This is a genomic window from uncultured Caballeronia sp. (assembly GCF_964243625.1).
Classification (GTDB): domain Bacteria; phylum Pseudomonadota; class Gammaproteobacteria; order Burkholderiales; family Burkholderiaceae; genus Caballeronia.
In genome coordinates this window covers 1-8274 of record NZ_CAXTGZ010000248.1, presented here as the reverse complement: position 1 = coordinate 8274, position 8274 = coordinate 1, and the positions used below count along the sequence as shown (strand labels likewise).

The 8274-nt window shown below is 62.0% G+C and carries 9 protein-coding genes; 7 read left to right on the top strand and 2 right to left on the bottom strand.

Annotation, left to right across the window (positions count from 1 at the left end; translation table 11 throughout):
* Positions 1–114: 114 nt before the first annotated feature.
* From ACFFAR_RS17465 to ACFFAR_RS17455, 3 genes are read left to right on the top strand one after another with little or no spacing between them, the layout of a single operon-like run.
* Complete coding sequence (locus ACFFAR_RS17465) at positions 115–1122, top strand: zinc-binding dehydrogenase (RefSeq protein ID WP_174364059.1); 1008 nt, start codon at positions 115–117, stop codon at positions 1120–1122.
* Positions 1123–1150: 28 nt separating this feature from the next.
* On the top strand, positions 1151–2020 hold the full coding sequence (locus tag ACFFAR_RS17460) for an SDR family NAD(P)-dependent oxidoreductase (RefSeq protein WP_174364060.1): 870 nt from the start codon (positions 1151–1153) through the stop codon (positions 2018–2020).
* 46 nt (positions 2021–2066) lie between these two features.
* On the top strand, positions 2067–3029 hold the full coding sequence (locus ACFFAR_RS17455) for an alpha/beta hydrolase fold domain-containing protein (protein ID WP_174364061.1): 963 nt from the start codon (positions 2067–2069) through the stop codon (positions 3027–3029).
* Here ACFFAR_RS17455 and ACFFAR_RS17450 read toward each other — a convergent pair whose 3' ends face one another.
* Complete coding sequence (locus ACFFAR_RS17450; RefSeq protein WP_174364062.1) at positions 3030–3860, bottom strand: NRDE family protein; 831 nt, start codon at positions 3858–3860, stop codon at positions 3030–3032. It lies immediately after the preceding gene.
* Between the two features lie 7 nt (positions 3861–3867).
* Complete coding sequence (locus ACFFAR_RS17445; RefSeq protein ID WP_174364063.1) at positions 3868–4854, bottom strand: folate-binding protein YgfZ; 987 nt, start codon at positions 4852–4854, stop codon at positions 3868–3870.
* 61 nt (positions 4855–4915) lie between these two features.
* Here ACFFAR_RS17445 and mltG point away from each other — a divergent pair, with 61 nt between their 5' ends.
* The 4 genes from mltG to ACFFAR_RS17425 all read left to right on the top strand — a co-directional run bounded on the left by mltG (position 4916) and on the right by ACFFAR_RS17425 (position 8216).
* Positions 4916–5932 (top strand): endolytic transglycosylase MltG, encoded by a 1017-nt coding sequence (mltG, locus tag ACFFAR_RS17440; protein ID WP_174364064.1) that lies wholly within the window; start codon positions 4916–4918, stop codon positions 5930–5932.
* Positions 5932–6552: a dTMP kinase gene (gene tmk, locus ACFFAR_RS17435; RefSeq protein WP_375508186.1), complete on the top strand. Its 621-nt coding sequence runs from the start codon at positions 5932–5934 to the stop codon at positions 6550–6552. The genes mltG and tmk overlap by 1 nt, the downstream gene beginning before the upstream one ends.
* An 83-nt stretch (positions 6553–6635) precedes the next feature.
* A complete protein-coding gene (locus ACFFAR_RS17430) occupies positions 6636–7655 on the top strand; it encodes a DNA polymerase III subunit delta' (RefSeq protein ID WP_174365525.1) in 1020 nt (339 codons plus the stop codon).
* A 48-nt stretch (positions 7656–7703) separates the two neighbouring features.
* Positions 7704–8216, top strand: coding sequence for a GNAT family N-acetyltransferase (locus tag ACFFAR_RS17425; RefSeq protein ID WP_174365524.1), 513 nt, complete (start codon positions 7704–7706; stop codon positions 8214–8216).
* Positions 8217–8274 lie beyond the last annotated feature (58 nt).

The following is an 8274-nucleotide window of genomic DNA, read 5'->3' as shown; positions in this document are numbered from 1 at the left end:
GCAGTCGGGCGCGATATTGCACAGCAACGCCTTCGATCAGACCCGTCGGCGAAACCCGGTCCAAGCGACGCCTGATCCGCAGGGCCCGACCATAGACCGAACAGGAGTATCACGATGTCCGAAAACGCCGCAATCAATCGTCAGGTTCTGCTTGTCTCGCGCCCGCAAGGCGCGGCAAGCGTAGATAACTTCAAGCTCGTTGAAACGCCCCTTGCACCGCTGGCCGACGGTCAGCTACGCGTGCGCAACCACTACCTTTCACTCGATCCCTACATGCGCGGCCGAATGGACGATTCGAAATCGTACGCCGCGTCGCAACCGCTCAACGAAGTGATGATCGGCGGAACCGTGGGCGAGGTGGTGGAATCGAAGAATCCGAAGTTTGCAGTCGGTGACAAGGTCGTCGGAACCTATGGCTGGCAGGAATTCGGCACGTCGGACGGCAAGGGTCTGCGCAAGGTCGACGATACCCATATTCCGCTTTCAGCCTATCTCGGCCCGGTCGGCATGCCCGGCGTGACGGCGTGGCTTGGGCTGAACAAGATCATCGAACCGAAGGCGGGTGAGACGGTGCTCGTCAGCGCGGCGAGCGGCGCGGTGGGCAGCGTGGTCGGCCAGTTGGCGAAGGCGGCAGGATGCCGGGCGGTGGGCATCGCGGGGGGTGCAGACAAGTGCCGGTACGTGACCGAGACGCTCGGCTTCGATGCGTGCGTCGATTACAAGGCCGGCAACCTGTACGAGGACCTGAAGGCGGCCTTGCCGGATGGGGTCGACGGTTATTTCGAGAACGTCGGCGGGGAAGTGCTCGACGCCGTGTTGCCGCGCATGAACGCGTTCGGCCGTATTGCGTTGTGCGGGATGGTCGCGACCTACGACGGCTCGCCCATGCCGCTCAAGAAACCTTCGCTATTGCTCACACAACGGCTGAAGGTCCAGGGGTTTATCGTGAGTGAGTCGCCGGAAGTGTGGCCCGAAGCGCTCGCTCAGCTCGGGGGCCTCGTCGCGCAGAAAAAGCTGCAGTATCGTGAAAGCATCGCGCAAGGGCTCGAGAACGCGCCCGAAGCGTTTCTCGGCTTGCTCAAGGGCAAGAACTTCGGCAAACAGCTCGTCAAGCTGATCTGAGGCCGGGTGCACATCGAAGGGAGACACAGTGGATCAGTTCGACGGCAAGGTAGCGGTGATCACGGGCGCGGGCAGCGGCTTTGGCCGTGAGTTCGCGCTGAAGGGCGCGGCGCTCGGCATGAAGCTCGCACTCGCCGATATCGATGTCAAAGGCCTCACGGAAACCGTCGAGATGGCCCGTGCGTTGGGCGCGCAAGCGCTGGGCGTGCCGACAGACGTCTCCGATGCAAACCAGGTCGACGCCCTGGCACGCATGACCATGGACACGTATGACGCCGTGCACTTGTTGTTCAACAACGCGGGCGTCGGCGCAGGCGGATTCGTGTGGGAAAACAGTGCGAACGACTGGGCTTGGGTGTTCGGCGTCAACGTAATGGGCGTGGCGAACGGCGTGCGTGCGTTCACGCCGTTGATGCTCGCGCAGAACGAACCGGCGCATATCGTCAACACGGCGTCTGTCGCGGGTTTGTTGTCCGCGCCCGCAATGGGCGTGTACAACGCATCGAAGCACGCGGTCGTCGCATTGACCGAGACGCTTTATCACGACCTGAAGATCGTCGGCGCTCCCGTGGATTGTTCATTGTTGTGTCCGGCGTTCGTACCCACAGGAATCGCTCAGGCCGAGCGTGCGCGGCCTGAGGAATTGCGTAACGAAGAGCCCATGACGCCATCGCAAACCATGGCAGTCAAGCAGCTCACGAAAGCGGTAGAAGGCGGCAAGCTGAGTGCAAAAGAGGTGGCGGAAATCACTTTTGAGGCCGTGCGCCAACGCCGTTTTTACGTGCTGACGCATCCGAAGATCCTGGCGTCGGTGCAACTGCGCTTCGACGATGTCGCGCAAATGCGCAACCCGACCGATCCGCTTTCGCTGAAGCCCGAGGTGAGAGGGCGACCTTGAGCACCGATGTGTCACCATCGCGAGCTTTTACCGCCATCCTTTTCCCATGCCGCTGAATCCTGCCATTGCCCAGGTCCTCGAACTGATCGCGAAGGCGAAGCGGCCGCCGTTTCATACGCTGAGCGCTACCGCAGCGCGGGCATCGTATGAACGCAGTGCCCTGATCATCGATATCGCGCCGGCACCCATGTTCGATATCCAGGATCTGGCTATTCCCGCGCGAGACGGCGCGTCCATTCGCGCGCGGCTTTTTCATCCGGTCGAACCGGCGTGGACCTCCCCGGCGCCGACGCTCGTGTACTTCCACGGCGGCGGTTTCGTGGTGGGGAGCATCGATACCCATGCGGCCCTGTGCCGGCGTCTCGCAGCAGATTCGGGGTGCGCGGTGGTATCGGTGGATTACCGGCTCGCCCCTGAGCACACGTTTCCGACCGCCGTCCACGATGCCTTCGATGCCCTCACGTGGCTCCACGCACAGGCCTCATCGTTCGGGCTCGACAGCGCGCGTTTCGCCATTGGCGGCGACAGCGCTGGCGGCACACTCGCCACGGTCTGCGCGGTGCTCGCCCGCGATGCGGGTATCGCGTTGCGCCTGCAGTTGCTGATCTATCCCGGCGTCAGCGCGCGTCAGGACACGCCGTCGTACGCGCAATTCGCGGAAGGTCACGTCCTGACGGCGAAAACGGTCAAATGGTTCTTCAAGCATTATCTGCGCGAAGAAAAGGACCGCGACGACTGGCGTTTCGCGCCCCTGGATGCGCGAGGACCGATGCCATCGTTTGAAGGTATTGCACCCGCGTGGATTGCCGCTGCCGATCACGACCCGCTCTTCGATGAAAACGTCGCCTACGCGGCGAAACTCGAACGCGAGCACGTGCCCGTCGAACTGGTCCGCTACGAAGGCATGACGCACGAGTTCTTCAAGATGGGCGGACTGGTGCCGGACGTCGCGAAGGCGCATGCCGACGCGGCGAGTGCGTTGCGTCGTTATCTCGACGTCGAAAGTTGATCAGCGGGCGATCACAAACGCGTCGCTGATCTCAAAGTTGCCGGGGCGAACGATCTTGTGTGAACCGTCGTCGTCGCTGAGTTCCTTGATTTGCAGCTCGATTTGATCGCCTGCAGATGAAACACGCAGCGCCGTCGTGCTCCGCGTCCCATACCCATCCGACTCGATAAACGCCGCCGACAACACACGTTCGCGTTCAAGCGAAAGGCCCGTCGAGGGCAGCAGGGCGTCATCGGCAATATGCGGGTTGCGCATCGTCCCGATCAGCAGATCCAGCGGTGGCTGAACCCGGTCTCCGGTGTGAACGAGATCGCGAAGCGCGTCGCGTTGGGCGACGAGCTTTGGCCACGGCGTATTCAGCAAGCTGTTCGATAAACCATGGATACCGGCCTCAAGGCGTGCGGGCGGCGCATCGGCGCGATTGCCGTACCACGCCAGTTCGCGCCGCGTGAAGTCGCCGACAATCAGGTTGAAGCCGTTGTACAGATGCCCGTTGCGGGCGACGTCGTCCAGATAAGCGAGCGGCGCGACAATTTCTCCCGACAAGAAATCACTGACGAGCGCACCGCGGGTGGGCGCGCTAGGCCGCACCTCGGTCGGCGCCCGATAGTTCGTCAATGCAGCAAACCGGCCATCGCGTGTCACGCCCAGCCACGTCCCGCCGCCCGTGAGGTCGCGTCCGGCGAGCATGCCCGGCGCGTCCTTCCACCAATGCATCGGCTGGGTTTCGCGGCTGTAGAACTCATCGCGATTGGCGGCGAGCGTGAGCATCGGATGATTCGATGCCGAAGACCCCGCTTCCGGCTGCCAATCGAAGACGATCAGGCACATGAACGCCTCAGACTTCTGTGGGGAAGGCGTACGGCAGCGGCGAGAACTTCAGCACAGGACCATCCGCCGCGCCCACATGCACCGATCCCTGTTCCAGCGCCGCAAGCTTGATTTCCACGAGCGCATCCACGCCGCCATCGGGCGCGCTCGCTACGTTGACCACGAGGCCGCAGGGCTGGCCGGGGTCGTCGGAGTGGAACAGTTCGTCGCCGGCTTTGGCCATTTCCGCATGCGCGAGCGATGTGCGCCGCTTGATCGTGCCGCGATACTGGCTGCGCGCGACCACTTCCTGACCCGGATAACAGCCTTTCTTGAAGTTGACGCCGCCGAGCACGTCGAAGTTGACCATTTGCGGGACGAACTGCTCGGACACCGGCTGTGTGATGCGCGGTTCGCCCGCGTGAATGTCGAGCCAGTCCCACACTTCGGCGCTCGCGCGAGTCAGTTTCTTTTCCAGCGCGGCGAGATGCGAATCGACTTCTGCCTTCGGGCCGACCCACAGGAAACGCGGACGGCCGGCGGCATCGGGTACGCGGATCAGCGAACCGAGCGGACCCTCCACTTTCACGTGCACGCCGTCGGGCATGGCATCGAAGAGATGAGACAGCGCGTCGCGCACGTCGCCTGCAAAACCGACGGCGGTCAGCGCCGGAGTGGCATCCGCCAGCTTGGCTTTTGCGCGCATCACGAACATGGACAACCGCTTCTGCACGGTGGCCTGCAAGTCGGCGGCGATCATCAAACGCACTGCGTCCCCGGCACGCCACATCAGGAATGACGCCATCAAGCGGCCTTTCGGCGAGCAATACCCCGCCAGACGCGCGGTCGATGCATCCAGGTGCTGGACGTCGTTCGTCAGTTGCGTGTGAAGAAAGGCGGCGGCGTCGTCGCCGGTTGTATCGATGAAACCAAACTGCGTGAGCGGCGCGAAAATTCCGCCGCTGAGCACAGCCTTGAAAGGAGAAGCAGCGGGTGTACCGGTCGAAGAATTCATGGACCTGACTTGGACGATGGCGAACAAGTATTATATGGGTCTTACCTAGAGCGTGTTTCGCATGTCCCTTTTGAAGAAATGTCTGGTCGCGGCGGTCGTCGCGGTCGTGGTTGCCGGTGCGCTCGTCGCGGGCATGTTCAAGTGGGCGAATAGCCCGGTCGACCTGGCCTCGCCCGAACTCGACATCACCATCAAGTCCCACAGTACGCTGAAAAGCGTGAGCACCCAGCTCGATCGCGGCGGCGCCCATATGCGCCCCGAGCTGTTCGTGCTGATGACGCGCGTGCTCGGCCTGTCGTCGCAGTTGAAATCCGGCAATTACGCGTTCAAGGAAGGCATCACGCCCTACGAGATGCTGCAAAAAATCGCGCGTGGCGACGTGAACGAATACGTGGCGACGATCATCGAAGGGTGGACGTTCCAGAAAATGCGCAACGAGCTGGACGGCAATCCGGCGCTCCAGCACGACACCGCGGGCATGACGGATACCGATCTGCTGAAGGCCATCGGCGCGCCGGACGACGTGATTGCGAAGGCGACGGCGGAGGGTCTGTTTTTCCCCGACACCTACCTCTTCGATAAAGGCACGAGCGACATCGCCGTCTACAAACGTGCGTACAAACTGATGCAGATGCGCCTGACGGAAGCCTGGAACACGCGTGCACAGAACCTGCCGTACAAGACGCCGTATGAAGCGCTGATCATGGCGTCGATCGTGGAGAAGGAAACCGGGCGCGCCGCCGACCGGCCATTGGTCGCGGCCGTGTTTGCGAACCGGCTGCGCATCAACATGCCTTTGCAGACCGACCCGTCAGTGATCTACGGCCTGGGCCCGGCTTACGGCGGCCGGCTCAAGAAGAAAGATTTACAAACCGACACTCCGTACAATACCTACACGCGCATGGGCCTGCCGCCCGGTCCGATCGCCTTGCCCGGCGTCGCGGCGCTGGCAGCGACGGTCAACCCTGCGTCGAGCAGCGCGCTGTATTTCGTGTCGCGCGGCGACGGCAGCAGCTTCTTTTCAGACAATCTCGGCGACCACAATCGGGCCGTCGACAAGTACATCCGGGGACAATGATGGTGCGCGGCAAATTCATCACGTTTGAAGGCATCGACGGGGCGGGTAAGACAACGCACCTCGGGTGGTTCCGCGAACGTCTGGAAGAGAAGATCGCATCGGCCGGCCACTCGGTCGTGATGACGCGCGAACCCGGCGGCACGGCGCTCGGCGAAAGCCTGCGGGAATTGCTTCTCAATCAGCCGATGGACCTCGAAACCGAGGCGCTGCTGATGTTCGCCGCGCGCCGGGAGCATCTGGCGCTTGTGATCGAGCCGGCGCTGGCGCGCGGCGACTGGGTGCTGTCGGATCGTTTTTCCGATGCCACCTTCGCGTATCAGGGCGGCGGCCGGGGTCTGCCGCGCGACAAGCTCGAAGCACTGGAGCGCTGGGTGCAGGGCGGATTTCAACCGGATCTGACCGTACTTTTCGATGTCCCGACGAACGTGGCCAGCGAACGCCGGGGCGCGGTACGTGCGCCGGACAAGTTCGAAAGCGAGTCCGATTCGTTCTTTGCGCGGACGAGAGCCGAGTATCTGCGTCGGGCGGCGGAATCACCGGGCCGGTTCCTGGTAATCGACGCAACACGGTCGGTCGCAGATATACAGAAAAAACTTGAGGAAGTAGTTTCAAGCATCTGATTTTAAAGCGAATTTATTGAAAAGTTGAAGTTAATTGTAATTTTCAACAACGCAGCTTAAATTACTGATTTGAAAGAATTTTCATGATCTATCCGTGGCAAACCGACGACTGGGCTCAACTTGAGCAACTGCGCGCAAGCTGGCCGCATGCGTTGTTGCTGCATGGGCGCGCGGGCATCGGGAAATTGCAGTTCGCGCAACATCTCGCACAGAGCCTTTTGTGCGAAGCACCGACTGCGACGCGGGAACCGTGCGGTCATTGCGTCGCTTGCCTCTGGTTTAGCCAGGGCAATCACCCTGACTATCGGGCGGTGCTTCCGGAAGCGCTCGCCGGCGAACTGACCAGCGACGAAAAGCCGGATGCCGATGAAGGCAAGAAAACCAAGGTGCCGAGCAAGGAGATCAAGATCGATCAGGTGCTCGGCCTGTCGAATTTCTTCAGCCTCGGCTCGCACCGGGGCGGCGCGCGCGTCGTAATGATTTATCCCGCCGAATCCATCAACGTGTTTGCCGCGAACGCTTTGCTCAAGACGTTGGAAGAGCCTCCGGCGGGCGTTGTGTTTATCCTGGTGACGGCGCGTATCGACCGGTTGTTGCCGACGATCATCAGCCGATGCCGCCAATGGCCGATGACCCTCCCGGCCGCCGAACCTTCCGTAGCCTGGCTCACGCAGCAAGGCGTTCAGCAACCGGCGGCGCTGCTTGCGGAAGCGGGCGGTGCGCCACTGACTGCGCTGGCGCTCGCCAACGACGAAAACCGCGCCCTCCGTGATTTCGCGTTGGCGCAGTTGGCGGCGGGTCCCGGCTGCGATGCGTTTGCATGCGGCGAGAACCTGCAGAAACTACCCGTTCCGATGGTCCTCGGCTGGATGCAGCGCTGGCTCTACGATGTGCTGGCGCAAAAAACGGCGGGGCGGCCGCGGTATTTCCCGGCGGCATCGAAGGCGCTGGAACGCTGCGCCGCGCAGCTCGATGTGGACAGGTTTTCCCACTATCAAAAGTCGGTGACGCGCCAGCGCGCGGTGGAGAATCATCCGCTCAACGCGCGGCTGGTTTTCGAAGAGCTGTTTCTGGGCTATCGCGACGTGTTCAACGCCGCCTGACTTGCCATTCACGTCCGTAAACATTCATTCGCAAAAGCAAAACGCACCATGACTCTCCATTTCCGCGACGCGGTTCTCGATGATCTTCCCGGCATCGTGGCTATCTACAACTCCACGGTGCCCTCGCGGCTCGTGACGGCCGATCTGGAGCCGGTGACGGTCGAAAGCCGTCTCGCCTGGTTTCATGCGCATGGACCGAAAGCCCGGCCGCTTTGGGTCGTGGAAGAAAACGGCGCGATTGTCGCGTGGCTGAGCTTCTCCGATTTCTACGGACGTCCGGCTTATTTGCGCACGGCCGAAGTCAGCATCTATCTGCACGAGAAAACGCGCGGACGCGGCCTGGGAACGCAGTTGCTGGAAGCAGCATTGGAACGCGCGCCGGAACTGGGTATCGATACGTTGCTCGGTTTCGTGTTCGGCCATAACGACCCGAGCCTGCGCCTGTTCCGCCGCTTCCAGTTCGACGTCTGGGGCACGCTGCCGCGCGTCGCGGTGCTGGACGGCATAGAGCGCGATCTCGTGATTCTCGGCCGCCGGCTGATCCCGCAATCCGCCGGCTAATCAAAGCCTTGTCGGAAATCACCACGGAACCACCATGTTCGTCGATTCACATTGCCAC

Excerpts from the sequence above, each read along its gene's own strand:
- ACFFAR_RS17465 (WP_174364059.1), top strand. The coding sequence starts at position 115 with ATGTCCGAAAACGCCGCAATCAATCGTCAGGTTCTGCTTGTCTCGCGC.
- ACFFAR_RS17455 (WP_174364061.1), top strand. The coding sequence starts at position 2,067 with ATGCCGCTGAATCCTGCCATTGCCCAGGTCCTCGAACTGATCGCGAAG.
- ACFFAR_RS17450 (WP_174364062.1), bottom strand. The coding sequence starts at position 3,860 with ATGTGCCTGATCGTCTTCGATTGGCAGCCGGAAGCGGGGTCTTCGGCA.
- ACFFAR_RS17445 (WP_174364063.1), bottom strand. The coding sequence starts at position 4,854 with ATGAATTCTTCGACCGGTACACCCGCTGCTTCTCCTTTCAAGGCTGTG.
- mltG (WP_174364064.1), top strand. The coding sequence starts at position 4,916 with ATGTCCCTTTTGAAGAAATGTCTGGTCGCGGCGGTCGTCGCGGTCGTG.
- tmk (WP_375508186.1), top strand. The coding sequence starts at position 5,932 with ATGGTGCGCGGCAAATTCATCACGTTTGAAGGCATCGACGGGGCGGGT.
- ACFFAR_RS17430 (WP_174365525.1), top strand. The coding sequence starts at position 6,636 with ATGATCTATCCGTGGCAAACCGACGACTGGGCTCAACTTGAGCAACTG.
- ACFFAR_RS17425 (WP_174365524.1), top strand. The coding sequence starts at position 7,704 with ATGACTCTCCATTTCCGCGACGCGGTTCTCGATGATCTTCCCGGCATC.